The organism is Methylocystis rosea (assembly GCF_003855495.1).
GTDB classification, from domain to species: Bacteria; Pseudomonadota; Alphaproteobacteria; order Rhizobiales; family Beijerinckiaceae; genus Methylocystis; species Methylocystis rosea_A.
In genome coordinates, this window is record NZ_CP034086.1 from 601,942 (window position 1) to 625,683 (window position 23,742).

At 63.3% G+C, this 23,742-nt stretch carries 17 protein-coding genes; 10 read left to right on the forward strand and 7 right to left on the reverse strand.

Annotation, left to right across the window (positions count from 1 at the left end):
* The first annotated feature begins 60 nt into the window (after nucleotides 1-60).
* Nucleotides 61-231 (forward strand): hypothetical protein, encoded by a 171-nt coding sequence (locus EHO51_RS20445; RefSeq protein ID WP_164479333.1) that lies wholly within the window; start codon nucleotides 61-63, stop codon nucleotides 229-231.
* A gap of 160 nt (nucleotides 232-391) precedes the next feature.
* Nucleotides 392-721, forward strand: coding sequence for a PsiF family protein (locus EHO51_RS02800; RefSeq protein ID WP_124737609.1), 330 nt, complete (start codon nucleotides 392-394; stop codon nucleotides 719-721).
* 146 nt (nucleotides 722-867) lie between these two features.
* Here the strand turns inward: EHO51_RS02800 and EHO51_RS02805 are convergent, their stop codons facing one another.
* Nucleotides 868-1,878 carry a polyprenyl synthetase family protein gene (locus EHO51_RS02805; RefSeq protein WP_124737610.1) on the reverse strand — a complete coding sequence of 337 codons (1,011 nt, stop codon included), beginning with the start codon at nucleotides 1,876-1,878 and terminating at the stop codon, nucleotides 868-870.
* 279 nt (nucleotides 1,879-2,157) lie between these two features.
* On the opposite strand from EHO51_RS02805, the gene EHO51_RS02810 reads away from it, so the two are divergent.
* Nucleotides 2,158-2,841, forward strand: a complete 684-nt coding sequence (locus tag EHO51_RS02810) for a tRNA1(Val) (adenine(37)-N6)-methyltransferase (RefSeq protein ID WP_124737611.1) — start codon at nucleotides 2,158-2,160, stop codon at nucleotides 2,839-2,841.
* Nucleotides 2,842-3,024: 183 nt separating this feature from the next.
* Here the strand turns inward: EHO51_RS02810 and EHO51_RS02815 are convergent, their stop codons facing one another.
* Nucleotides 3,025-4,575: a radical SAM protein gene (locus EHO51_RS02815; protein WP_124737612.1), complete on the reverse strand. Its 1,551-nt coding sequence runs from the start codon at nucleotides 4,573-4,575 to the stop codon at nucleotides 3,025-3,027.
* Between the two features lie 280 nt (nucleotides 4,576-4,855).
* Complete coding sequence (locus tag EHO51_RS02820; protein ID WP_124737613.1) at nucleotides 4,856-5,920, reverse strand: DUF2778 domain-containing protein; 1,065 nt, start codon at nucleotides 5,918-5,920, stop codon at nucleotides 4,856-4,858.
* A 368-nt stretch (nucleotides 5,921-6,288) separates the two neighbouring features.
* On the opposite strand from EHO51_RS02820, the gene EHO51_RS02825 reads away from it, so the two are divergent.
* Nucleotides 6,289-7,032: an SDR family oxidoreductase gene (locus EHO51_RS02825; RefSeq protein WP_124737614.1), complete on the forward strand. Its 744-nt coding sequence runs from the start codon at nucleotides 6,289-6,291 to the stop codon at nucleotides 7,030-7,032.
* Nucleotides 7,033-7,303: 271 nt separating this feature from the next.
* Here EHO51_RS02825 and EHO51_RS02830 read toward each other — a convergent pair whose 3' ends face one another.
* Nucleotides 7,304-10,126: a metallophosphoesterase family protein gene (locus EHO51_RS02830; RefSeq protein ID WP_245434716.1), complete on the reverse strand. Its 2,823-nt coding sequence runs from the start codon at nucleotides 10,124-10,126 to the stop codon at nucleotides 7,304-7,306.
* Nucleotides 10,127-10,770: 644 nt separating this feature from the next.
* Between EHO51_RS02830 and EHO51_RS02835 the strand changes: the two genes are divergently transcribed.
* The 3 genes from EHO51_RS02835 to EHO51_RS02845 all read left to right on the forward strand — a co-directional run bounded on the left by EHO51_RS02835 (nucleotide 10,771) and on the right by EHO51_RS02845 (nucleotide 13,482).
* The gene (locus tag EHO51_RS02835; protein WP_124737616.1) at nucleotides 10,771-11,649 is read left to right on the forward strand and encodes a bestrophin family protein; all 879 of its coding nucleotides are present in this window, start codon (nucleotides 10,771-10,773) and stop codon (nucleotides 11,647-11,649) included.
* Between the two features lie 186 nt (nucleotides 11,650-11,835).
* Nucleotides 11,836-12,768: a glycine--tRNA ligase subunit alpha gene (locus tag EHO51_RS02840; RefSeq protein WP_018407477.1), complete on the forward strand. Its 933-nt coding sequence runs from the start codon at nucleotides 11,836-11,838 to the stop codon at nucleotides 12,766-12,768.
* Nucleotides 12,769-13,047: 279 nt separating this feature from the next.
* Nucleotides 13,048-13,482 (forward strand): hypothetical protein, encoded by a 435-nt coding sequence (locus EHO51_RS02845; RefSeq protein WP_245434717.1) that lies wholly within the window; start codon nucleotides 13,048-13,050, stop codon nucleotides 13,480-13,482.
* A 67-nt stretch (nucleotides 13,483-13,549) separates the two neighbouring features.
* Here EHO51_RS02845 and EHO51_RS02850 read toward each other — a convergent pair whose 3' ends face one another.
* Nucleotides 13,550-14,146: a gamma-glutamylcyclotransferase gene (locus EHO51_RS02850; RefSeq protein WP_124737617.1), complete on the reverse strand. Its 597-nt coding sequence runs from the start codon at nucleotides 14,144-14,146 to the stop codon at nucleotides 13,550-13,552.
* Between the two features lie 439 nt (nucleotides 14,147-14,585).
* On the opposite strand from EHO51_RS02850, the gene smc reads away from it, so the two are divergent.
* Together smc and EHO51_RS02860 are read left to right on the forward strand one after the other, a co-directional pair.
* On the forward strand, nucleotides 14,586-18,041 hold the full coding sequence (gene smc / locus EHO51_RS02855; RefSeq protein WP_124737618.1) for a chromosome segregation protein SMC: 3,456 nt from the start codon (nucleotides 14,586-14,588) through the stop codon (nucleotides 18,039-18,041).
* A 282-nt stretch (nucleotides 18,042-18,323) separates the two neighbouring features.
* Nucleotides 18,324-19,352, forward strand: coding sequence for an AI-2E family transporter (locus EHO51_RS02860; RefSeq protein WP_124737619.1), 1,029 nt, complete (start codon nucleotides 18,324-18,326; stop codon nucleotides 19,350-19,352).
* A gap of 190 nt (nucleotides 19,353-19,542) precedes the next feature.
* Here the strand turns inward: EHO51_RS02860 and EHO51_RS02865 are convergent, their stop codons facing one another.
* Nucleotides 19,543-22,080: an HWE histidine kinase domain-containing protein gene (locus tag EHO51_RS02865; protein ID WP_124737620.1), complete on the reverse strand. Its 2,538-nt coding sequence runs from the start codon at nucleotides 22,078-22,080 to the stop codon at nucleotides 19,543-19,545.
* Between the two features lie 277 nt (nucleotides 22,081-22,357).
* On the opposite strand from EHO51_RS02865, the gene EHO51_RS02870 reads away from it, so the two are divergent.
* The gene (locus tag EHO51_RS02870) at nucleotides 22,358-23,050 is read left to right on the forward strand and encodes a ceramidase domain-containing protein (RefSeq protein WP_124737621.1); all 693 of its coding nucleotides are present in this window, start codon (nucleotides 22,358-22,360) and stop codon (nucleotides 23,048-23,050) included.
* Here EHO51_RS02870 and EHO51_RS02875 read toward each other — a convergent pair.
* Entirely contained in the window at nucleotides 23,005-23,604 is a 600-nt protein-coding gene (locus tag EHO51_RS02875; RefSeq protein WP_124737622.1) for a CPBP family intramembrane glutamic endopeptidase, read from the reverse strand. The genes EHO51_RS02870 and EHO51_RS02875 overlap by 46 nt on opposite strands.
* Nucleotides 23,605-23,742 lie beyond the last annotated feature (138 nt).

Sequence of the window (23,742 nt, forward strand, 5' to 3'; positions counted from 1 at the left end):
AAATCAATCGCGCCTTAGCCTTGCCGCAAGACCTATCCGCTTTTGGATGAGGAGCGATTCATGCGTTACTCCCACGCTGCGCTCAGTCCGGTTTCAATCGGCGAGCGAAGAACTTCCCGCCCCAACGACATTCCTGTGCGCCGCCCGTCCGCGCTGCGCCGGCTCGCATGGAAGATCCTCTATTCGAGCTTTATCGCCGGCGTCGCGATTTACGTGTGGTGGCGACGCTAGCCATTTTGGCGCTGCTGCGCTGCGTCAAAGACAAACTGTCATAAATCGCCTAAGCTTCAGGTGTGGCCGATGGCGCACGCGCGCTTGCGCGTGATGGAGTCGCGCCGCAACCCCTCAACACGGCGCTGCGGCGCGCCTCGAAACGCAGAAGAAACTTAAAATGTTCACGAGCATGAAAAACATTGCCGCTGGCGTCGTTTGCGCCAGTCTTTCCTTCGGCGCCGCCGCGCTCGCCGAGCCGAAGGCGTCTGCGCCAACGACCGCGCCGACCGCTTGGGCGCCGCCCGCCGAGATCGCGCCGAAGAGCGCCGCGCCTTCAGATGCGCCGGCGCCAAGCGCCGAAGCGCCTGCGACCGCTGCGCAGCCAACGAGCGCCGCTCCGGCCAGGACGCATGCGGAGAGAGAAAAAGACTGCCGCACGCAAGCCGACGCCAAGGGGCTTCACGGCAAAGAGCGCAAACACTTCAAATCCGACTGTCTGAAGGGATGAATACGTCCGCCGGTCGCTTTCCGGCGGCCGGCGGCGCTAGAGCGCTTATCGATCACATGGAAGCATGTGATCGATAAGGAATCGCTCAAAATACTTGGAGCAGGTTCTCATTCGAAAAAGTCTGATCAACTTTTTCGGGACCTGCTTCAGTAGACGCGGTCGATGCAGAAGTCGACGACTTCGAGCAGCGCGCTCTTCCATGGCGATGCGGGAAAAATCTCCATCGCGTCGCGTGCGATCGCGCCGTAATGCGCCGCGCGCTCGATCGTATCGTCGAGCGCCTTGTGCTTCTTCATCAGACCGCAGGCGGTCTCGACGTCGCCGTCCTTGATCTCGGCCTTTTCCAGCGTGCGCCGCCAGAATTCGCGTTCTTTCTCATTGCCGCGACGGAAGGCGAGCACCACGGGGAGCGTGATCTTGCCCTCGCGGAAGTCGTCGCCGACGTTTTTGCCGAGCTTGGCGGACGAGCCGCCATAATCCAGCGCGTCGTCGATGAGCTGGAAAGCGACGCCGAGATTCATGCCATAGCTGCGCGCGGCGGCTTCATCGGCCTTTGGCTTGCCGCCGAGCATCACCCCCACTTCGGCCGCGGCGGCGAAAAGCTCTGCCGTCTTGCGGCGGATGACGCCCATATAGGCGTCCTCGGTGGTGGTCGTGTCCTTCGCGGCGTTGAGCTGCATGATCTCGCCTTCGGCGATCACCGCGGCGGCTTGCGAAACCACGGAGAGCGGCGCGATGACGCCGGGCTCGACCATCATTTTGAAGGCGTGGCCGAGCAGGAAGTCGCCGACGAGCACGCAGGTCTGATTGCCCCACAGCATGCGCGCGGCGATCTTGCCGCGGCGCATGTCGCTTTCGTCGACGACGTCGTCGTGGAGCAGCGTCGCCGTATGCATGAATTCAATGCCGGCGGCGAATTTCAGATGCCCGTCGCCCCTGTAGCCGCACATGCCGGCGGTGGCGAGAACGAGCATCGGCCGCAGGCGCTTGCCGCCGGCGGAGATGAGATGATTGGCGACCTCGGGAATCGTCGTGACGTCGGAGCCCATGCGCTGAATGATCAGCTGATTGGTGCGCTCCAGGTCGGGCTTGATGAGTTCGAGGAGACTGTCGAGGCCGGCGTCCTTTTTCTCATCGAGCGGAATGACGATACCCACGGACCCCCCTTAAGCCTTACGTTTTCTGGCGCGAACTTACGGCTTTGGGATGGAGGCGGCAAGTCGGCGAGGATGTTCGCGTTCCGTCCTTGTCCCGAACGAACGCGCCCGCAACGGCCGCCACGCGCCACATGTCATGCCCGACGGAGGAGCCGTCGTGCAAGGTCGCGCGGGGGAGGCGCTTCGCCGTATCAGCGAGGCTTGCCGCGCCGCGGCGCGGCAACCTCCCCACACGGGCGAGGCGTGCGCGCGGTCCGCCGTGGTAAGCCTCCCGGCGCAATGACGAAAAGCGGCGCGATATTTGATGGATTTCTCGGCGGGCGGCTGCGCCTGCGTCAAAGCGCCGCCGGTCACCGTTCCGGCACGGAGGCCGAGCTGCTCGCCGCCGCGACGCCCGAACATCAGCAGGGAGTCATTCTCGACGTCGGCGCCGGGTCGGGGGCGGTCGGGCTGATGGCGGCGCTGCGCGCCCCTCGCGCGATCGTTGGGCTGGTCGAGATCGACCCCGAGTCGTGCGCGCTCGCGCGTGAAAACGTCGCCGAAAATGCGCTGGGCGCAAGGGCGACAGTTTACGAAGCCGACGTGCTCGCGGCGAAATCGCGCCGCGCCGCTGGACTGATCGACGAAAGGGCGGCGCTCGTGCTCACCAATCCGCCGTTTCATGACGCCGGCAAGGTGCGCGTGACGCCCGACGCCGCCAAGGCGCGCGCCCATGTCGCCAGCGCGCCGCTCGTCGAGTGGACGCGCGCCTGTCTCGCGCTGCTCGCGCCTGGCGGAACCTTCGTGATGATCCATCGCGCGGACGCGCTCGCCGAATGTCTCGCGGCTGTCGAGGGCAGGATAGGGGGCGTCTCGATCCAGCCCATTCACACGCGGGCCGACGCGCCGGCGACGCGCATTCTTCTCGCCGGCGTCAAGGGCTCGAAAGCGCCGCTGTCGATCTTGAAGGCGATCGTGGTCTAGCGGTGTTCTCGGGAACTCTAGAGCGCTGCATTACTCACCCTCATCCTGAGGAGCCGCTTCGATCTGAAGATCGAAGCGGCGTCTCGAAGGACGAGGGTGAGAATGGCGAGCACGCTTCCTCGTCCTTCGAGACGCGAGCTTCGCTCGCTCCTCAGGATGAGGAAGCCAGAGTGCGACCCGAACTTACGCCGCGCGCTGCGACGCCGTGGGCGGGCTCGAGAGCTGCGGCTCCCAGTAATTGCCCTTGTCGAACATGTGCCGCGCCTGCGCATATTGGAACATGATGCGCGCGACGATGGTGATGGTCTCCGGCTTGCGCACGGCGGCGCCCCAGACCCTGTTCCACATGCGGCCTTCCGCCTCGCCCATCTTGCGCACGTCCATGCCGACCTGCATCGCCTGCTGTTCGACCTCGCGCAGCGATTTCGGATCGAAGGGCTGCGGGGCCGGCGCCTTGCGGTGGCGGCCGAAAGTGCTGATCAGGCGCAGCATGCGTTCGCCGAAGGCGGCCGGGGCGTAGATCGCGTTGCAGAGATTCTGCATGCCGTGATGCAGCTCCTCCATGCTCATCGTCTGGCACTGGATGTTGGAGCTCCACGGCACGGCCTGGGTCTCGACGCCGCCGGTGATGAGCCGGCCTTCGCGGGTGATGCGGTCGAAGAGCGGCGTCGCTTCCGACGCCATCAGCGCGCCGAGGCTGAAGATCGGAATCGGCGTCGCCATGGCGAATTCATATTGCTGGGCGAAGACGCTCGAGCCGTCATGGTCGAAGCCGACGATCATCCCGCCCATCACCGACATGCCGTGATCGACGAGCTTCTGGATTTCGTCGACGAGGCTGATCTTGAGATTCTGCCGCTTGCCGGTCTCGCGCAGGCTTTCGACATTGGGCGTCTCGATGCCGACGAAGACCTGCGTCAGGCCCGCCGCGACGCACATGTCGAGCAGCTCCTCGTCGCGCGTCGCGTCGATGGAGATCTGCGTGACGAACTCCATCGGACGATCGCGGCGCCAATGCGCGATCGCCGCGAGCAGCTCCTTGCAGTGCGCGCGGTAGGCGGTGAAATTGTCGTCGGCGAGAAAGGCCGTGCGATAGCCCGCCGCCCAGAGCGCGTCGAGTTCGGCGAGGACGTTGGCGATCGGCTTGTGGCGCTGCTTGCGTCCCAGATATTGAATGACGTCGCAGAATTCGCATTCGAACGGACAGCCGCGCGAGGTCTGCACCGCGCCGAGAATCGCGCGGTCGTTGCGATAAAGGTCCCAGCGCGGCGGCGGCGAAGCGGCGAGTGACGGCTTGTCGCCGACATAGCTGTCCTTCGGCGTGCCGGCGCGAAGATCGGAGAAGATCTCGCCGGCGATTTCCTCGATCTCGCCGCTCACCAGCACGTCGCAATGGTCGCGCAGTCGCGCCGGCGAAAGGCTCGCATAGGGGCCGCCGATGATGACGCGCTTGCCGCGGCGGCGGAATTCGTCGGCGATGGCGATCATCCGGCCGCGCTGGCTGACTTTGCCGGTGATCGCGATATAGTCGGCGGGATGGTCGAACTTCACCGGCTCGACCTGCTCCTCGCAGAGCTCGAATTCGAAGTCGCTGGGGGCAAGCGCCGCGACGGTCGCCGTGGCGAGGTCCGCCATCATCACGCCGCCCGCCACGCCTGACGCCGCCAGCGCCTCGCCGCCGAAATAAGTTGGAAAATCCCCAGCAGGATTGATGAGATAGATCGAAACGGACATGCAAATCCCCTCATGCGCTTCGAGCCGTACGCTAAATGAACTTCGCAATCTGGACAAGAACTTGTCATCATTCCAAAGTGGATGGCGGCGCGCAAACTCAAAGAAAAACGCGCAACAAAAAAGCGGCCGCTACCGGCCGCTTTTCGTTTTCACGCGTGAGAATAAACGCTTAGAGCGCTTCCCGATCACATCGAATCATGTGATCGATAAGGAATCGCTCAATCCAAACGTTGGAGCAGGTTCTCATCGAAAAAGTCTGTCAACTTTTTCGGAACCTGCTCTAGAGATGCGCGACGACGGCGAGCCGGCGAACCTCGCCGTTCTTATAAGCGCGCAGGAAGGCCTGATAGTCGCGGAACGACACGCAGCCGTTCGAATCGCCGTTCGGGCCGAGCATGTAGGTATGCGCGAGAAGGCCGGCGCGGCCGAAGATCGCGCCTTCGCCGCCGACCGGCGTGAGGCGCAGCGCCTCGACGCCATGGAACAGCGCCTCGCGCGGCTTGAGATCGTAAACATGCGGCGGCGTCGCGCCGCGCATGCGCAAATGAACGTAGCGCGGATCGTCGAGATGTTCGCGCAGGCCGGAATGCGCCTCGAGTTTTGCGCCGCTGGGCAAATAGACCGTATGCGACGAGATGTCATAGACGGCGGTGTAGCGGTCGAAGCGCGCCGCAGGTCCGACGGCCGCGCCGGCCGCGCCGCCGAGAATGCCGGATTTCAGGTCGGAGAGCGTGCCGCCGTCCGGGGCCGCATAGGCGAGCGCCTGACCGCGCGGTTGCTGCTGACGCGCCTCTTGCGCCGATTGCGCGGCGTCGCCGAGCCCGAAGAATCGCTCGAAGATCGAGCGGTCGTCCGGTCCAGAGCCCGGCACGACGGTCGTGCGCGCCATGCGGCGCAGCGAGCCTTCATAAAGGCCGCGATTGGCGACGGTGAGTTCGACCGGGCGGCGCGGCGGCAGCGGCGCGTCCTCCGCCGAGGCGACCTGCGCGCCGTCGACGTCCTGGCGCTCGGGAACGATGGCGCGCGGCGTTTGCGCCGCGGGCTGGATGCTGGCGTCAAGCGCGCCGCGCAGCGTCGGTTCAGCGAGCGCCAGCGTCTGCCGCCGGCCGCCGAGGCCGACGATGGCCCCGTATGGATTTTGCGCGATAGAGGCGCTCTGCCTGAGGGCCGCCGCGGCTGTCTCGGAGCTGGCGGTCGCCGGGCGCTGCGAGAGCGCCCACCACCCCGCCGACAGGCTCACCGCCAGCGCAACGCCGGCGATGACCAGATGAGACGAGTTCTTGCGAGAATAAATGCGACGATCCAAAGAAATGAAATCGATTGGCGCACCGATCCCTTGCATCATCCGCCCCTACCTCCGAATTACTCTTCCGTCGCAAGGCTCTGAGCTTCGCTGACATTTGCGCGAAATCGCGACAAAGTTCGGCGAAAGCCAGAACTGCACGGAACGCCTTCACATATTCTCACCAGAACTAAACGGCCTTGCTTGGGCTGCTTTAGGGCGAATTCTTGTCCGCGCTTACGGTAAAGACGAATAGTTAAGGCTTTGAAAACGCCGGGTTTCGTGAAATGTCCCGCCACGGCGCGGCCAAGTTTGCCGCCGCTTTGGCGCCCAGATTGAGGCTCTGCCGCAGGCGCGTTTGATGACGCGCGGCGGCGAAACCTTCGCCGCTTCAAATTGTTCTATGAAGAGGAAACCGGAGGACCCTAGGGATGAGCAACGCAATCGAAGGCAAGGTCGTCGCCATTACGGGCGCATCGAGCGGCATCGGCGAAGCGACGGCGCGCGATCTCGCCGCGCGCGGGGCCGCCGTCGTCCTCGGCGCGCGAAGACTCGAGCGGCTCGAGGCGATCGCCGGCGAACTCACCGCCGCTGGCGGAAAGGCGGTCGCCATCGCCGTGGACGTGACGAAGAAAGCCGAGGTCGACGCTTTCGTCGCCGGCGCGGTTCAGGCCTTCGGCCGGCTGGACGTCCTCATCAACAACGCCGGGCTGATGGCGATCGCGCCGCTTTCGGAACGCCGCACGGATGAATGGGACCGGATGATCGACATCAACATCAAGGGCCTGCTCTATGGCGTCGCCGCCGCGCTGCCGGTGTTCGAGAAACAGGGCTCAGGCCATTTCATCAATATTTCCTCGGTCGCGGGCATAAAGGTGTTCAGCCCCGGCGGCACGGTCTATAGCGGGACGAAATTCGCGGTCGCGGCGATCTCGGAAGGGCTGCGCCATGAAGTCGGCGGCAAGATCCGCACGACCGTCATCATGCCGGGCGCGGTCGACACGGAATTGAAGACCGGGACGTCCGACGCGGCGAGCCGCAAATTCGTCGACGAATTTTATAAGCAGTCGATTCCGGCGGATTCAATCGCCCGCGCAATTCGCTATGCGATCGAGCAGCCGGCGGATGTGGACGTGAACCAGATTGTGGTGCGGCCGACCGTGCAGGAGTTTTGAGGGGCGCGCGCTGTCGGCGTCGACTGGCGGGTGGCGGTCTAAGGTCGGATCGAACGGGTGCTTATGACCCAATCCCGACATTCCTGGCATCGCCCTAGGATGCCTGTCTCGACCCGGTGCGGCCGCGCGGCAATGGGGCGCGAAATGACCGCAAGTTCTTACGTTGCGAACGCCCACCAAAGTTGAGGGCACGGGCCAAGTGACCGATAGGACGCGGCAATTGGCCAAAAGCGACGACCACTTCGAATGCGCCTGCCGAAATAGAGCCCGCCTATGAGCGGTTGCCGCTGTTATTGCGGCGGTCGCCGTTCTCTCCAGAAACAGCGGCGGCGAGCATCTTGTAGCTGTAACCGTCCGGTTCGCCGATCAGCGCGTCCAGCCCATGAACATTTTCGAGCTCGGCTTCGTACGAGGCCTCGGCGGCCGCCTTGCTAAACATGGTGATGTCGCTTTCGACGGACAGCGCGACGCGGCTAGGGGACGGTGCCGCTGCGGCGTATGCTTCGAAATATTTGCGGCCCGTCGGGTCAAGCTCGGGGATGCGTAGGCCGAGGCGACCGCACGCAGCCTGCGCGGCTGCGAACTCGCTTCGGCATGTCGTCGCCGCAAGTTCGCGAAAGGCGCTGCCGAGTCCGGCGAGGGCAAGCCTGACATTGTTCGGAAGGAAGGGCGCCCGCCGGTCGTCCGCGAGCGACCGCGCTACGAGCCATACGTCCAGCCCCAAATCGCCTGCTGCCCCGGCCGAAACGCCCCATTCATAGAGGACGTCGCGGCGTCCGGGGAAGCGGGGCGCATGTTCGCGCATTAGCGCCAACGCCTCGCCCGGCTGTTCGGTGGCTCGGAGAATGTGGCTGTAATCGGTGAGCCGCAAGGGGTCGTCGCGATCTACCTCAAATAATGCCTTCGAAATTGCGCGAGCGATTGACCATCGAACCGGACCAGCGTTCAGAAAGTGTCGTGCTAGGTCACGGTGCCAACTATTGATATCCTGGTTCCGTCCGCGATTTTTCAAGAATTCAGAAAGCGCAGACCGCGCAAGAAACGGATACCATCGATCAACTTCGTAACCGCTCTCGACTAGCCAGTCGCGTGCCGCCTCGGCGATCCGGCGATGGCGCGTCAGAACATAGGTCGTTCCGCCATCGACCATGGCCTCGCTGCGAAGAACGCGGAGTGGGCCGCAATCGAGCCGCAACTCGTCGCAACGCAGCGCAAAGGCCAAGACGGTGCGGGACAGATATAGCTGGTTCTCCGCGTGCATCGCCGCGATCATGGCATAGATATCAAGCAGCGTTTTGTCGCCGACGCCGGGGGCCGAAACCCAGGGCGCCATCAGACGGGAGACGCGTTGGCGAAGCTCCTCGCCTTCGCGTGTCATTAGCAGCGCGCCGAGCAGTGAACCTTCTTCATGTTTCCCCGCAAGCTCGCGCGCGTTGTCGAGAAGTATCTTCGCCGCGCCTTCAGAAGTGTGGTTTTGCAGCCTGCCCATGGCGCCTCCGCCCCAAGCCGCCCACCCCTCGGCGATGCGACGCGCGTCTTCTTCGTCGAGGCCCACCAAACGCACGCGCCGGAAGTCCGCCACTCTCTGCCACATCTGATCGTTCAGCCCGCGGAGAACCCAATCGGCCTCGCGTGCTGCCAGGACGAAGTGCACATCCGTACGCACGTTGAAGCTGTGCAGGGCGCTAGGCAAGCCTGCGGCGACGTTTTCGGCGTCGTCTATTGTTACAATCCAAGCATGGTCCGGCTTGGGCGGCATCAACTCCAGCCAGTTGCCGGGTAGTTCAGCGGTCGAGCTCTGGCGCCAAAGGCAGGTCCACGGCCGGACACCTCGTAGCAAACCCGCGGCGGTTTGCAGCAGCGCCGCCGACTTTCCTTCCCCACCGGCACCCGTCAGCAAACGCGCGACGGGCCGAGGAGCGGCGTGATGCGCCGCCTCGAAAGTGCGGACGAGACCGTCCACGATCTGCCGAGGACGAACGCCTGCGGCGGTAGCCGCCTCCCAGCGCGGAAAGCTACCGTTGAACCAATCGGCCATTTCCTCGGTTGTGAGACGCTCGGCGGTCATCCGCGCAAGCTCGGCGGCGTCTATGATCCGCCATCCTTCGGGTGCGGGGACAATCGGCTGCTCGCTGAATAGCGAAGCTGCGGGCGGATTTTCGGGCTTCGGGCCAGGCAACGGATAGGCGTATGCGTCCCGCTTCGCGATTCGAAGCCGGGATGGAGCGGCGTCAGTGTCGAAAACGTACTCTCTGTGATCGTCGTTCCAGCGCAGCGGCTCGATGACCAGCCGACCGGTGGCCAAATTCGCCTCGCCCCACATGACGCCGTTGCGCCAGATCGGACTATCGCCAGCCTGGAAGCCGGAAGGCGCCTGGATAGCCAACGCGGACTGCATCGCGTCGCCTGATTTCTGTGCGCCGGAGCGGTGCAGATGGCCGTGCAAGTAGATCGCATTCGCCTGCTCGAGCCGTGACCGGATACGCTCCCCGTCAGACCAATCCTTTTCGCCGGTCATCGCCGCCAATGGATGGTGGCCGATGACAATGATGAGACTCGGCGCCGTGTCCGAGGCCCTCTTAAGCGCTGCATCCACCATTGTTCGTCCGGCAGTAAGACGCCCCCAATCCTCGTCGTCATGACAAAGCCAAGCAGTGTTGATGCCCACGACGGCAACGCGTTTGCCGTTGATCTCGCGGGTGGCGCATGCCGCCCCCATCTCGGACGCCAGCCAGTCCTCGCCCCAAGCCCCAAGGGCGTGTTCGAGCGTCCGGTAGGCTTCGAATCGCGGAAGGATCATGTCGACGCGCTTTTGACGTCCGTCCTCATCGACTTGCTGGAACATGCGCTGCTGTTCGACATCCGTCATCCAGCTGCGTGGGTTGCCGGCGCGCTTTCGATCGACGTCATGATTGCCCGGAACGGTAAAAATCGGACAGTCCTTCGGGAGGGCGGCGCGCAAGGGATCTAGGAAGCGTTCGCGCAAGAGCCCGTATTCCGGGTTTGTCCCGGAAAACGCCAAATCGCCGGTGAAGAACACTATGTCCGGCTTCGCAGGTTGCTGCTTCACATTTCGGACGATGGCCTCGTACATGCCAACGCGGTGGAAACCTTCGCGCGAACATTCGTGCACGTCGGAAATATGCAGCCATCGAACCGACAAAAGGCGCCCCCTCACGTCAAGAGGCACGTAAAGTGCAATATTTTTGCGTGTGGCGGAAGCCACAGGACCCCTCTATTCCGTTCCCTTTCCTTGCTGTGCGACGTGGCGGCGCCCAGTTCCGGCCTGTTGGCCTCCGGCCGCTTCCCGCCTAACTGGTGACTTGCCGGCGACGTTGGCGGCAGTCCTCTGTCCGCCGAGGGCTGACATGACCCTTCCATGTTGGAGATGTCGCCGATCGGTCGACAGTTCCCGTTGGACTCCGGACCGATAGCGGTCATTGCGGAATCCTCTCGCGAACGTCCGATATCTGTTCGCAGATCAAGGTCAGCTTCTGGCGCTAAGCGGTCTCAACGGGGCCTTATAAAGCAGCCCTTCACTAACCGCGATCTTCCCGGCTACGGTGCGACCGTTGAAACCCGTGCTAAAAGTGGTCGCTACCGCGCAAACTCGGGCGCCAGAAGCGACATTCGATTTTCGTTATCGATGGGCCTTTTATTTGGGTGCGTCCTTGGCCAGCAACCCAAACGATCACAACGCGGAAGCGATTAGGCGGCGAAAGGCTAAACGAGAGCAGCATGCTCAGGTACGACACAAAAGCGTGGTGGAAGCTTATCTTCCAGTTTCACGAGGGAGACACTCTAAGGACTCTCTTACCAAACATATCCATCGTCGCGCTGTTTACGTTACTAGTAGTGTACTGCAACTCCGGAATAATGCCGGGGTATCTAAAATATACAGCGACAGTTCATAACCTCTTTGGGTTCGTTATCTCGCTTTTGCTAGTGTTCAGAACCAACACCGCTTATGATCGATGGTGGGAGGGTCGGCGGCTTTGGGGTTCTCTCGTCAACACATCTCGAAATATCGCACTAAAGTGTCATTCGTATTTGGACGCACAAGATCGCGTTAGAGCGACGATCGCTTTCGATATAGCGAATTTTGCTGACGTGCTCAAAGACCATCTGCGAGGTCAAGCAAGTGACATTCCGTACCCGGTGGACCATGCGCCGAGCCTCGCTGCAGAACAGCTATTCATGGACGTCGCAAATCTTAATCGACAGGGATTGATTAGCGAAGTTCAGTTTTTGACGCTGAATGGCGACCTGACGGCGCTTTCAGATATATGCGGGGCATGTGAGCGCATTAAAAAAACGCCAATACCCTTTTCCTATCATGTTTTCATAAAGAAGTTTGTCTTCTTTTACATTATCAGCATGCCATTCGTTTTTGCGCCAGAGTTTGGTTATTGGACAATTTTGGTCACGAGTTTCATGTTTTATGTTCTTGCAAGCCTTGAGACGTTAGCAGAAGAGATCGAGAATCCGTTTGGTATTGACACAAACGATCTACCGTTAGACGAGTTTAGCATCCTCATCAAAAAGAACGCCCATGAAATTCTGGTCAATTACCCGATTCACAAAAGCGCAGAGATGACGGCCACGACGTACTCATGAACGCGGCGACCCGGGTCCGAAAGCCGATGGTACAGCTGTGCGATGACCTTTTGTGTGTTGATGGATCTCGACGGGTCTGCTCTTGGCGCAACGAGGATATTCTCCCGCCTCGCCATCGGCGCAGCATGTCGTTGACCTGCGTTGGCCCCGCCAATAGCTTGCGCGCAACTCGTGCAGGATTTTCCCATGCTCCCCGTCTCCCCCCATCTCTCCCCCATCCGCTCCTTCCAGGGGCTCATCCTCACCCTCCAAAACTTCTGGGCGGCGCAGGGCTGCGTCATTCTGCAGCCCTATGACATGGAGATGGGCGCGGGCACCTTTCACCCCGCCACGACGCTGCGCGCGCTCGGGCCAAAGCCGTGGCGCGCGGCCTATGCGCAGCCCTGCCGGCGCCCCAAGGACGGGCGCTATGGCGAGAACCCCAATCGCCTGCAGCATTACTATCAGTTCCAGGTGATCCTCAAACCCTCGCCCCCCGATCTGCAGGAGCTGTATCTCGCGTCGCTCGCCGCGATAGGGATCGATCCGAAGCTCCATGACATCCGCTTCGTCGAGGACGATTGGGAAAGCCCGACGCTCGGCGCCTGGGGGCTCGGCTGGGAATGCTGGTGCGACGGCATGGAGGTCTCGCAGTTCACCTATTTCCAGCAGGTGGCGGGATTCGAATGCGCGCCGGTCGCCGGCGAACTCACCTATGGCTTGGAGCGTCTCGCCTGCTATCTGCAGGGCGTCGACAGCATCATGGAGCTGAATTTCAACGGCCGCGACGGCGACGAAAAAGTCACCTACGCCGACGTCTTCCTGCAGGCCGAGCAGGAATATTCGCGCCATAATTTCGAAGCCGCCGACACGGGCAAACTTTTTGAAGATTTCAAGGACGCCGAATCCGAATGCGAGCGCCTGCTGCATTTTGGCGCGGGCTCGGGCGACGAGATGCATCTCATGGCGCTGCCGGCCTATGACCAATGCATCAAGGCGAGCCACGCCTTCAATCTTCTCGACGCGCGCGGCGTGATCTCGGTTACCGAGCGGCAGAGCTATATTCTGCGCGTGCGCGAACTCGCCAAAGCCTGCGGCGCGGCCTGGCTGCGCACGGCGGGCGGCGGCGCGAACGGCTAGGGCGCTCGCGCTATTGCGAAAGCCTCAATCGGCGCCCACCTCGTAAGAGGTAACAGCGTTTGTCATGCGCGTTGGCGCACATCTTCCAAGATCGAAGCCATGCATAACAGTGCGTGAGACGGGCAACCGTCTTGCGCCGTTGGCGAGTAGCGGCGCGTGCGCGCCTGTCCTGTCTTTTGCCAGGAACCCAAGAGACATGGATGGGCGCGCGCTCCTTGACGCTGTGCCCGTTTCGTTCTAGTCATGTTCCGTGTTCATCCCTGATTAGCGGATCGTGCCATGTATCAGCCCCGTTATCCGTCTTTCAGCGTCTCTCGCAGCATCTCTCGCAGCGCCTCTAGCAGCGTCTTGGGGCAAACGCTTGAGGATTCCGCGCCGCGCGGCCAGGCGCTTCTATCGCTGGCCGAGACGGATTCGCTGCGCAGCCGGTTCTTTTCCTGGCGCGGCGCTTCCGGCCGCCGCTATGTGTGCTCGGTGTTTCAGTCGGGCGAGGACTCTTTCGTCGCCGACGTGACGAATGGCGTCGTCATCGGCGTCGCGCGGGAGGGCGCGGCGACGCGGCCGGTCTGCGTCTTTCTCGCGCAGGAACGCAGCTACGGCGACCGCCGCGGGCTGCGCGAGATCGCGCGGGAGCTCGGCGTCGCCGAATGGCATGTGCATTTTTGCGCCGACGCCGCGTCGTTGCGCGATCTTTCCGCGTCGCTGCTCAACTGATCAGGCGGACCGTCTGTAGCGTAAGCGTTGCGTCGCGAGTTTCGTGCGCGTTGCGTATGGCGTCGCGTCAAAGCGGCGTCGGCTCATCGCCGGCGCCGCCGGTCGCGGGCCCCGCTCGGCATGACTGATGATCGAGCCGGCGGACGACCTCGGCGAGCTCGGCGTCATGGATGTCGAGCCGCAGCAGATGTTCGTATGTGTTGCGCACATAGGCGGGATTGTCGCCATTGAGGCCGACGCCCTCGGCGATCAGGCGAATCATCTCGTCTTCCGGCAGCCGCCCGGCATATTGGATATGCGTGCGGTCGACGACATAGGCGAGGGCCTTGGCGCAGCCGCCGTCCACAAATCGCACGCCGAGCGTTTTCTCCAGATAGACCGAGGTGACGAGTTCGCGTTCGCGCAGATAGCGAATCGTTTTGTCGCGGTCGCGCGCTGCGATTTTGAAGGCGACGCCCTGGCAGGAGCCGCCGCGATCGAGCCCCAGCACCAGTCCCGGCCGCTGCGGCGTGCCGCGATGGACATGCGAGAAGATGCACAGCGCGCGGTGATAGCCGTGCACCCAGGCGAGCGCGCTGTCGATGAAGTCGAAGCCCGGCCGCCACATCAGCGACCCGTAGCCGAACACCCAGAAATCTTCGTCCCGCGGACTGGCTGAACCCATTCTTCGCCCTGGAGCCTCGCGATTTCGCTCAAAGATTCGCAGTGCTCGACTGAAGGTTCCTCATCCTGAGGAGCCTGCGCAGCAGGCATCTCGAAGGACGAGGGAACCTTCACGCACGCCTTTTAAGCTCTCCCTCGTGCTTCGAGACGCGCCTTCGATCTCGGGCCTGCCCGAGATCGACATTAAATCCGCGAGTCGGGTAAATCGCGACTTGCGGGCGCTCCTCAGCATGAGGGAGAGGATAGCTGTCCTTCACTAGACGCCCAGCGTCTCTATTCCTATTTTTTCCGCCGCAATCCTGCGATGCAATGAAAATCGTGATTCGGCGCCCCGCCGTGTGTCGGGGAAATGGCGCGACGCGTGAAACGAAGCGCCTACCCACAACATATCGCGTCGGTTTTCTTGCTTTCCCCTGTAGTTTGTGGCGGTCTTTAGGGCAATGAAATTCGAGCGCCTGCGCCTTCTGGGCTTCAAGAGCTTCTGCGAGCCGACCGATTTCCTCATCGAGCCGGGCTTGACCGGCGTCGTCGGCCCCAATGGCTGCGGCAAGTCGAATCTCGTCGAAGCCCTGCGCTGGGTGATGGGCGAAAACTCCTATAAAAACATGCGCGCGTCCGGCATGGACGACGTGATTTTCTCGGGCGGCGGCTCGCGCCCGGCGCGCAATCTCGCCGAAGTCGGGCTGGTGCTCGACAATTCGTCGCGCACCGCGCCGGCGGCCTTCAACGACGCGGACGCGATCGAGGTCACGCGCCGAATCGAGCGCGAGCAGGGCTCCACCTACCGAATCAACGGCCGCGAGGTGCGCGCCCGCGACGTGCAGCTTCTCTTCGCCGACGCCGCCACCGGCGCGCGATCGCCTTCGCTCGTGCGCCAGGGCCAGATCGGCGAGATCATTTCGGCGAAGCCGCAGGCGCGCCGCCGCATTCTTGAGGACGCCGCCGGCGTCGCCGGGCTGCATTCGCGCCGGCACGAGGCTGAGCTGCGCCTCAACGCCGCGTCGGAAAATCTCACGCGCCTCGAAGACGTGCTGAAGCAGGTCGACAGCCAGGCCGACAGCTTGAAGCGGCAGGCGCGCCAAGCCAACAAATACCGCGGGCTTGCGGCGCAAATCCGCAAGAATGAGGCGCTGGCGGCGCTTCTCGCCTATCAGCTCGCCGCACAGCAGCTGCAGGGCGCCGCCGAGAAGCTCGACGCCGGCCGGCGCAGCGTGCAGGAACGCACGCTGGAGCAGGCCGAGGCGGCGAAATTTCAGGCGGTCGCCGCGCATGAGCTGCCGCCGCTGCGCGAGAAGGAGGCCGAGGCCGGCGCGGCGCTGCATCGGCTCGTCGTCGCGCGTCAGGCGCTCGAGGCCGACGAGCAGCGCGCCAAGCAGCGAATCGCCGAGCTTCAGCGGCATATCGAACAGTTCGGCCGCGATCTCGAACGTGAACGCGCGCTGATCCAGGACGCGGCCGAGGTCGCGCAGCGGCTTGAGGACGAGCGCGGCGAGCTGCAAGGCGGCGACGCCCACGACGCCGGCCGCGAGACCGAGGCGCAAGCGCGGCTGATCGACATCGAAGCCGCGCTGGCGGCGACCGAGGCCGAGCTGGCGAGCGCGCAGGAGCAACTCGCCGGCGTCAACGCCAAGCGGGCGGCGCTCGAAGCGGCGCTCCGCGACGAAAATCAGCGGGTCGCGCGCTTCGAGGCGGAGCTGACCCGCATCGAGACGGAATTTGCGCTGATCGCCGGGCAGGGCGGCGGCGCCGACGAGGTCGAGCGTCTCGCCCAGGCCTTCGAACAGGCGGCGCAGGACGCGCGCGCCGCCGAAGAAGCGACGCAGGAGACCGAGGCCGCCACGCGGCGGGCGCGCGACGCCGAGGCCGCCGCCCGCACGCCGCTGGAGCCGGCGGCGCTGCGCGCCCAGCGGCTTGAGACCGAAATCCGCACGCTCGAACATCTGCTGCAAACCGGCTCCGGCGGCCTCTGGGCGCCGGTCGTCGAGAGCATGACCGTCGAGAAAGGCTATGAGACCGCGCTGGGCGCGGCGCTTGGCGACGATCTTGACGCCTCGGCCGATGATTCGGCGCCGGCGCATTGGTCGGTGACGCCCGGCGAGGGCGACCCGGCCCTGCCCAATGGCGTGCGCGCGCTCGCCGCGCTTGTCGATGCGCCGCCGGCGCTGCGCCGTCGCCTCGCGCAGATCGGCGTCGTGCTGCGCACAGAGGGCGAGAGCCTGCGCAAACTCTTGAAAACCGGCCAGCGGCTCGTCTCCAAGGAGGGCGATCTGTGGCGCTGGGACGGCTTCACCCAGGCCGCCGAGGCGCCGACCGCCGCCGCGCGCCGCCTCGCCGAGAAGAACCGGCTCGCCGATCTGCGCGTCGAAGCCGCCGCCGCGCGCGCCGCAGCCGATTCGCTGACGCAAGCGTTGAACGCCGCGCGCGAGGCCGCGCGAGCGGCCGCTCAGGCCGAAGCGGAGGCGCGCGACGCGCATCGCCGCGCCCGCGTCCGCCTGGAGGAAGCGCGCGAACGCCATTCGACGGCGGAGCGTCGCCAGGGGCAGATCGCCCAGCGCCTGTCGGCGCTGCAGGAAGCCAAGGCGCGGACGCTCGCCAATCGCGACGAGGCCGCGCAGAAGCGCGCAAGCGTGACGCAGGCGCTCGACCAGCTTGAGGAGCCGGCGTTCCTCGCCGGCGCTTTGGAGAATTTGCGTGGCCGCGCCACGGCCGAGCGCGCCCAGGCCGGCGAGGCGCGGGCCGCGGTCGCCTCCCTGCGCCACGAAAGAGCCGCGCGCGCGTCGCGGCTCGCGGCGATCGCGCGAGAAACTTCGTCATGGGCGGAGCGCCGCGATCGTGCGCAGGACCGCATCGGCGAACTCGAAGAGCGGCTGGCGACGGCGCAAGAGGAAAACGCGCGGTTAGACGACGCGCCCGACGCCTTCATCGGCCAGCGCCGCGCGCTGATGAATGCGCTCGAAGAGGCCGAGGCCGCCCGCCGCGACGCGTCCGACGCGCGCGCCAGCGCCGAAACGCGTCTCACTGAGGCCGACCGCGCCGCGCGCGCCGCGCTCGAGGCGATGAGCGCCGCGCGCGAAGAGATGGCGCGCAGCGAAGCGCAACTGGAGGCCGCGCGCCAGCGCGTCGCCGACGTCGAGCGCGCCATCGCGCATGATCTCGAATCGACGCCGCAGGCGCTCGCGCAACTCGCCGAGGTCAAAGACGGCGACGATCTGCCGGAGATCGCCGACATCGAACGGCGGCTGGAGAATTTGCGCGCCGACCGCGAACGGCTCGGCGCCGTCAATCTGCGCGCCGAGGACGAACTCACCGAGGTCGAGGCGCAGCGCGAAAAAATGATCGCCGAGCGCGACGATCTTTCGGAAGCGATCAAGAAATTGCGCGCCGCGATCGCCAGTCTCAACAAGGAGGGGCGCGAGCGCATGCTCGCCGCCTTCGACAAGGTCAACGCGCATTTCAAGGAGCTGTTCACGCTGCTGTTCGACGGCGGCGCGGCGGAATTGCAGCTCGTCGAAAGCGACGATCCGCTTGAGGCCGGCCTCGACATTCTCGCGCGACCGCCGGGCAAGAAGCCGACGACGATGACGCTGCTGTCGGGCGGCGAGCAGGCGCTGACCGCCATGTCGCTGATTTTTGCGGTGTTCCTGACCAATCCGTCGCCGATCTGCGTGCTCGACGAGGTCGACGCGCCGCTCGACGACAGCAATGTCGAGCGCTTCTGCGATCTCCTCGAGGAGATGCGCAAGAAGACCGACACGCGCTTCGTCACCATCACCCATAATCCGATCACCATGGCGCGCATGGACCGGCTGTTCGGCGTGACGCAGGCCGAGCGCGGCATCTCGCAGCTCGTCTCCGTCGATCTCGAGCAGGCGGAGAAATTCGCGCTGGCGAGTTAATGGATCGAGACCGTTCTTGAGCTGATTGGACCCCTAGGCGCCCTAAATGTCGCAGACGAGGACGCGCTTGGCCTCTGCTTGGGCGCGAACGCGTGAGGTCAATTTTCGGTTGATCTTGTCCGCAACGCCGTCATTCCCGGCAGGCCGCAGGCCTGACCCGGAATCCAGAGCCGATCCAGGAATGCTGGTTTTGCTTCTGGATTCCCGATCGCGCGCAAGACGCGCGTCGGGAATGACCTGCGAGCGGTTCGAACGAAAATCGTATGATCGGGCGAAGCTGATATGACCAGAAGCGAATTCGTTCTGCGTTCGGCGATTTTCATTGCGCTCGCCCTAACGCCGTTTCTCATCTGGCTGCTCTTCGACGTCATCGTGCTTGCGACAGGCGCGGTGCTCGTCGCAACGCTCATTCATCTCGTCGCGACGCCGTTTCTCAAGCTGCGCCTGCCGCGCGGCGTGGCGCTCACGCTCTCGGGCCTGCTGATCGCGTCGGTCATCGGCGGAACCTTCTATCTCTTCGGCCGGACAATGGCTTCGGAGTTTCATGAGGTGCTGCGCCGCGCCGAGGACACAGCGGACGCCATCTCGATCGAAATCAGCCGATCGGGACTCGCCGACTATCTGCCAAAATCGTTGAGCGAAGATTTTTCGCTGTCGGGTCTGCTCGGACGGTCGTTCACCATCAGCATCGAGGCCGTTCTGGGCGGACTCGTGGCTTTTTTCGCCGGAGTGTTCATCGCGAGCGAGCCGGCGCTCTACAGCGAAGGCTTCACATTGCTGTTTGCGCCGCGCTGGCGCAACAGAGCGCGCGAAACGCTCGGTCACGTCTCCACTGCGCTGCGCCGCTGGCTGCTCGGTCAGATGATTGAAATGGTCACGATGGGCGTCATGGCCGGCGTGGCGGTCTGGCTCATCGGCCTGCCGTCGCCCTTCGCGCTTGGCGCCATATCGGGGCTCTCGGAATTCATCCCCTATATCGGGCCGATTCTGGCGATCTTTCCTTCAGTGGCGGTCGCGGCGACGATCGGCCCCTATACGATGCTTTGGACGATCCTCGCCTATCTCGCCATTCATCAGCTCGACGGCAACATGATCATGCCGCTCATCCAGCGGCAATTGGTGCGTGTGCCGCCGGCGCTCATGCTCATTTCGATCGCGTTGTTCGGCACGCTGTTCGGATTGGGCGCGACGATCTTCGCCGCGCCGCTGACGGTCATCATCTATGTCGCGGTGATCAAGCTCTATGTGCGCGATACGCTGGGCGAGTCGACGACGCTGCCGGGAGAGAAAGCGCAAACACCCTCCCCTTGAGGGGGAGGGTGGGCGACACGACGAACGCCGTCGTCCTGTGAGCAATTTCGCCTTCGTGATCGCGGCCGCCAGCGCCTTCCTTCTTTGGCGACGGCGGGGCGGGGCGGATTATCCTGCGCTCGCGCTCAGCCCTCTGCGCGCGCATGGGACCGGCTGTTCGGGGTGACTCACGCCGCGCGCGCATGCCGCGCTAATTGGAGTCGCCGACTAAAGCATTGGACAGAGCCGCCAACAATTGCTGCTCCTGGTAAGGCTTATTGACCACGGGCATGGCTGCGAACCGGGCTGGAATGACCACATCGCTCTCGTAAGCGGTCGTGAAAACAAACGGCGTGCGCGCATCCATCAAGGCGTCGGCGATTGGCCAGGCCGGCTCGCCGTGGAGATCGATATCGAGCAAAGCGAGATCGAAACTCTCGACGTCGAGCGCGCGCAAAGACTCTCGAACCATTCCGAACGGTCCGACCGGGATCATTCCATGCGTACGAAGCAGGTCGCACACGTTCAGCGCCACAAGGCCGGAGTCCTCAATAACGAGCACGCGTGCGTTGTCGCACGCAATGAGGTTGTTGGGCGTAATGCGCACTTTCTTGCCGCTAGGCGCCTCATCTCGCCGCACGATCTGAGTGAGCGGCATTTTCAAACGACACTGCACGCCCTCCGGGTCGAATCTCAGGTTCACGTCGCCCTGTAGATCGAGCGCGATGGCTTTTCCCAGCAGCACGCGTCCAAAGCCCAATCTGGTTGGCGGCATAACGGGGGGGCCGCCGCTCTCCTTCCATGTAATGACGAATACATCGGCCGGGCTGTTCTCTTCGATGTCCCAGTCGATGCTGACGAGACCGCCCGGGATTGAAAGAGATCCGTGCTTCTGCGCATTCGTAGCGAGTTCGTGAATGGCGAGACTGACGGCGAGCGCGGCCTTTGGTTTGAGCACAAACGGGTGGCCTGCGACCTGGCAACAATCCGCAGGAAGCGTATCGAGCTCCGATTCGATCAATGCGCTGATGGACACTCCTTCCCACCTGCTCTCGGTCAAGAGCGTCTGCATCCGCGCCATGGAGAACAGGCGGTTTTGCAAATCCTCCTGAAACTGCTCGAGCGAGATCGCCGAACGTGAGGTGAAGCGAACGAGCGACTGAATGATGGCGATCGTGTTTTTCACCCGATGGTCGAGTTCGGCCATGAGCATGTCTTGGTGGGCTTTTGCTTCATGACGTGCGCGCAACGTGTCATCAAGCGTGCGAAGTATGACCTCCATGATGGACGTGCGGAGCGATTTGGCTGATTCCACCTCTCTGCCGGTCCACGGCTCCGACTTAAGGCGCACCATTTGTTCCCAGGCCGTGAAGGAGGCGCGGGGCGACAGCGTCTCGCCGTCGGACGAGGGCTGAACGGGCTTTTCCGGGTTTCCAGCCCATTTCACGATTTCCGTGACTTCCGGTCTGAACCAAATCACGTAATCTCTGGGCGTCCGCGAAACGGATATCGCCAGCACGCCGGAGCCGACCTGACGAAAGTCTTCTGCTGGCGCAAACAGCGCAGCGAGAGATTCGCTGACAAAAACGCCATCTTGCCCATTGGCGTCGAGCCAATGGATCAGCGAAATAATCTGCTTTTCAGAAGGCACGTCGCCGAGGCTCGACAATTTTCCATCGACAAAGACCGCGCAACCCTTCGCGGGGATGAGATCCAACAGATTCGGCCGATTGGAAATCAGCGCGTCGTTGAAGCCTTCTCGCGCCATAGAGGTGACAATCGCGCGCTCGATCTCTCCGGCTTTCACGCGCTCTCGCGCCAGCTCTGATGCGATCTTCTCCTGAAGCTGAAGGGAAGCGATTTGCGAAAACAATTCGCAGGCAGCGCGCAATCGTGTGTCCAGAAAATGCGGGGAATAGTGATGGCAGGCGATCAGGCCCCATAACTCGCCCTCGATCACTATGGACATCGACATGGAAGCCTGCACGCCCATGTTCTTCAAATACTGGACATGGATGGGCGAAACGCTTCGCAGGACGCTGTGGCTCAAATCGAGCGGCCGGCCGGTTTTCGGGTTGTCCGCCGGGACAAGCGGCGCCGGCGTGTAAGCGACGTCGGGAATCAATCGCAACCAATTGGCGACATAGAGCCGTCGCGCCTGCTGCGGAACATCGGACTCCGGATATCGAAGCCCGAGAAACGAGTCGACGCCTTCGGCGCGGGACTCGGCAATAACGCTTCCCGACCCGTCTTGTAGAAATTTATAGACCATCACGCGGTCGAAGCCGGTGGCTTTGAAAACTTCTTTGGCGACGGACGCAAGGAATTGCGAAATCGTCTCCGTCGCGGCGCAATTGGCGACCATCCGCTGCACAAGCGCCAAAGGCTCGCGCTCGTACCCGGAGCGCTGCGGTTCAAGTTCGATGACGATCAATCCCTCGGAGATGTGCACGACTCCGTCGAGCGCCATTGGCGAGACGCCGATCGTTGTCTCGAACACCAGTAAAGGACGTGGAATGACGATCGCCTCGTCGATGAGACGGCAGAGTTTGGTCGCCGCAACCGAGCCGAGGCGGGCCTCCAAGCTCTGGCCCAGTAAGGGCTCAGGGGGCATGCCGAGAAGCGCCATCGTGTCGCCCGCGACCTGGACGACGGTCATCTGATCAGGGTCGAGCGCGAGCAAAACTCCATGCGGCTGGATCGCGCCGGATAGGTGGATGGGTTCTCTATCGCAAGCTGAAAGATCCATAGCCGTCCGCCCAATAAAATTGTGGCATAGGCCGCACTTTCATGAGGTCTTTGCGCGTGCAATGTAGCCGTTGGGGCGGATCCGGTCTACAACAATAAAGTGAACTCCCAAGAGTTTCTCGCCAAATCAGCTTTTGTGCGCTTCCTTTGCTTTCCGAAGCCGCAGACAGTCGTCGGCTGCGTGGCGGTGACCCAGTCCTCTACTCGCAATATTTTTCCTCCGGCTTTTCTCCGAAGTTGTCTTTCAGTCGTTGCAATTGGATTGGAAAGAACCGTTCATGGATTGGCGCGCGCCGGTGATGGATTATTGCGAAAGGCTGAGTTCGGCCTTCTGGGCGGAGCCAGCGAATGCGCTGAGCAATTTCGCTTTCGCGATCGCGGCCGCCAGCGCCTTTCTTCTTTGGCGACGCCGGGGCGGGGCGGATTATCCTGCGCTCGCGCTCATCATCGTCACGGCGTCGGTCGGCGTCGGGAGTTTCGTCTTCCATACGGTGGCGACGCGCGGCGCCATGCTGCTCGACGTCGTTCCGATCGCGCTCTTCATCTATGGCTATTTCCTGCTGGCGCTTCGCCGCTATTTTCGTCTGTCGCCCTTTTTAGCGACGGCGATCACGCTCGCCTTCGCGGCGCTCTCCTTCTTCGCGACGACAATTGACGCGCTGAACGGGTCGATCGGCTATCTGCCGGCGCTCGCCGCGCTAACAATCTTCGCCGCGCTGCTTTGGAGATCGAGAGGACAGCGCGGTACGGCCCGCGCGCTTGCCGCCGCCGCGCTCCTGTTCGCAATCTCGCTTGCCTTTCGAACGATCGACCGCGCGATCTGTCCCGCCGTTCCGCTCGGCGCGCATTTTTTGTGGCATATGCTGAACGCCTGCGTGTTGTGGCTGCTGCTGCGCGCGGCGATCATCGCCGGACCGCGTGGCGATCAGGCAAGTCCGATCCAGAACGCGAAAGAGCCGACGGCGGCGTGAGAGGCGGTCAGCGGCCAGACGTTGCGCGTGAAAAGATAAGCCGTGCTCCACGCGACTCCGGCCAGAAACGTGTTGGCGAGCAGGACGGGATCGCCATAGGCGCCGTGCATCAGCGAGAACACCGCCGAGGAAAACAGCACGTAATTGCGTCCGCTCATCTGCAGCCGATCGGCGATCAGCTTGGGGACCGAGCGGCAGACGACCTCCTGGCAGGGACTCGAAACCAGCACATAGAACGGCGCGAAGGCGACCCAATTCGGCTCCGGCGCCGAGTGGTTCAGGAACTGCGCCTCGATGACGATTGCCGCCAGAAGCAGGCAGGTCAGCGCGCCGCAGATGAGCCAGGCGCGACCGCCTCTTGGCGCGCCCAGACCGAGTTCAGCGAAGGAATATCCGCCGAGCACGCAGGCCGCGATGCAAAGACCGGAAACGACGAGCAGCGCCTCGAAGCGAAGGTGAAACGACAGCGCGCCGCCGGCGATCGCGAGGCTCGGCGCGAGCAGCAAGAGCAGGAAGCCGATCAGTGGCGCCAGGGATCGTATGGGAAGCGTCATAAAAGCGTAACAGACTTCCCTCTGTCACAGTTCCGTGCGTCCGAGCGCCGGCAAATTGCCGCGCCGCGGCGCCTCGTTGGAGAGCAGATGGGTCTGTTCCGATAAACAGGCTTTTGTTTCAATGAGTTATCTGGACGA

What these genes read in the sequence shown, in the direction of transcription:
- EHO51_RS20445 (WP_164479333.1), top strand. Translation starts at nt 61, where the DNA reads ATGCGTTACTCCCACGCTGCGCTCAGTCCGGTTTCAATCGGCGAGCGA.
- EHO51_RS02800 (WP_124737609.1), top strand. Translation starts at nt 392, where the DNA reads ATGTTCACGAGCATGAAAAACATTGCCGCTGGCGTCGTTTGCGCCAGT.
- EHO51_RS02810 (WP_124737611.1), top strand. Translation starts at nt 2,158, where the DNA reads ATGACGAAAAGCGGCGCGATATTTGATGGATTTCTCGGCGGGCGGCTG.
- EHO51_RS02815 (WP_124737612.1), bottom strand. Translation starts at nt 4,575, where the DNA reads ATGTCCGTTTCGATCTATCTCATCAATCCTGCTGGGGATTTTCCAACT.
- EHO51_RS02820 (WP_124737613.1), bottom strand. Translation starts at nt 5,920, where the DNA reads ATGATGCAAGGGATCGGTGCGCCAATCGATTTCATTTCTTTGGATCGT.
- EHO51_RS02825 (WP_124737614.1), top strand. Translation starts at nt 6,289, where the DNA reads ATGAGCAACGCAATCGAAGGCAAGGTCGTCGCCATTACGGGCGCATCG.
- EHO51_RS02830 (WP_245434716.1), bottom strand. Translation starts at nt 10,126, where the DNA reads ATGTACGAGGCCATCGTCCGAAATGTGAAGCAGCAACCTGCGAAGCCG.
- EHO51_RS02835 (WP_124737616.1), top strand. Translation starts at nt 10,771, where the DNA reads ATGCTCAGGTACGACACAAAAGCGTGGTGGAAGCTTATCTTCCAGTTT.
- EHO51_RS02840 (WP_018407477.1), top strand. Translation starts at nt 11,836, where the DNA reads ATGCTCCCCGTCTCCCCCCATCTCTCCCCCATCCGCTCCTTCCAGGGG.
- EHO51_RS02845 (WP_245434717.1), top strand. Translation starts at nt 13,048, where the DNA reads ATGTATCAGCCCCGTTATCCGTCTTTCAGCGTCTCTCGCAGCATCTCT.
- EHO51_RS02850 (WP_124737617.1), bottom strand. Translation starts at nt 14,146, where the DNA reads ATGGGTTCAGCCAGTCCGCGGGACGAAGATTTCTGGGTGTTCGGCTAC.
- smc (WP_124737618.1), top strand. Translation starts at nt 14,586, where the DNA reads ATGAAATTCGAGCGCCTGCGCCTTCTGGGCTTCAAGAGCTTCTGCGAG.
- EHO51_RS02860 (WP_124737619.1), top strand. Translation starts at nt 18,324, where the DNA reads ATGACCAGAAGCGAATTCGTTCTGCGTTCGGCGATTTTCATTGCGCTC.
- EHO51_RS02865 (WP_124737620.1), bottom strand. Translation starts at nt 22,080, where the DNA reads ATGGATCTTTCAGCTTGCGATAGAGAACCCATCCACCTATCCGGCGCG.
- EHO51_RS02870 (WP_124737621.1), top strand. Translation starts at nt 22,358, where the DNA reads ATGGATTGGCGCGCGCCGGTGATGGATTATTGCGAAAGGCTGAGTTCG.
- EHO51_RS02875 (WP_124737622.1), bottom strand. Translation starts at nt 23,604, where the DNA reads ATGACGCTTCCCATACGATCCCTGGCGCCACTGATCGGCTTCCTGCTC.